This window comes from Rhodococcus sp. P4_B6, assembly GCF_056402215.1.
Genome location: NZ_JBFUHV010000451.1, coordinates 1 through 1,106, shown reverse-complemented (window position 1 = coordinate 1,106; position 1,106 = coordinate 1). Strand labels below are relative to the sequence as shown.

Genomic DNA, 1,106 nt, shown 5'->3' with positions numbered 1-1,106 from the left:
GGGATGGATCGTCCGCGGGGACACTACCGATGCGTGTGTTGTCTTCCCGGCGCTTGGCGAGATGCCACTCGAACAACTCCTTGACCATCTTCTCGACGTCGTCCTCGTCGTAGATGCAGGGGGCGAGCAGCCAGTCTTGCTTCTCGGAAGCGATCCGGATCAGATCACCAGGTAGGCCGAGGCAAACACCATCGCCACTTTTGCAGTACGCCCGCCACTGCGAGAGGGAGTCCTCTTGCACGCTGAGTGAGATCACGAATGAGGGCGGCCCTTTGATCGCGTAGCCGGAACCGATTTCCTCTCGCACCCATTTACCGAATCGCCGGTCGAATGCGGGTCGTTCCGTGTCAAGTGAGGTGCTACCCGCGATGACCCCCAGCCAGCGGAAGGCTCGGTGGAGCTCCTCCCCGTCGTTCATCTGCTCGGGTATGCCGGCCCAGAACTGCCGGCTGTCGATGATCGAGATCACGGAGGCGGCGCCGGTGTAGTGGAACAGCATCTCGGGGACCTCGGCCATGAGCAGCCGCTTCGTGTGGAGCAACTCATCGATGTTGTGCAAGGTCAAGTGATCCTTTCAGGGACGTCGTCGGTACGGCCGACGGCAACCAGTGGAGGCTGTGGCATGTCCATGTGGTCGTGCGGCATGGCCAGCGACAGATGATGAAGATGATGTCGTGCAGGTAGGTCCCGCAATGGGAAGTGCTGGCCGTCCTCTCCGGGACGAGGACGGCCCTGCGCTACCGCTTCCGGACGACAGCTCGGAGGCCACTGCCACCGAGGAGAGCTGCCAACGCGGTGACGCCGACGGCGGGAGCCGGGGAGTACACGATGAGGGCGATGATCGCGCAGATCGAGACAACGATGAGCCCGAGCCAGAGAACCTGGTGCCGGGACGATGTGCTGGTCGTCTGCGGGTCGCCGTTGTTGTGCTGGGTGGGGGTCGGTACCGTGGTAATCGAAGCCTCCTGAAGTCATGCCTGGTGGATGGGGTTTCGAGAAGATGCCCTCGCCACCTCCTACAGCGGCGGGGGCTTTCTCGTGTTCCGAGGACCGGATGTCTCGATCAGGCCTTCTGCCGAGGTTTCCGTTTTCGGTACGCCTAAAGG

The 1,106-nt window shown here is 62.4% G+C and carries 1 protein-coding gene; it reads right to left on the bottom strand.

Annotated features, from left to right (window positions below):
* On the bottom strand, positions 1-499 hold a 499-nt coding region (locus AC1DWT_RS51480; protein WP_477926302.1), incomplete at its 3' end, for a DUF2971 domain-containing protein.
* Between the last annotated feature and the right edge of the window lie 607 nt (positions 500-1,106).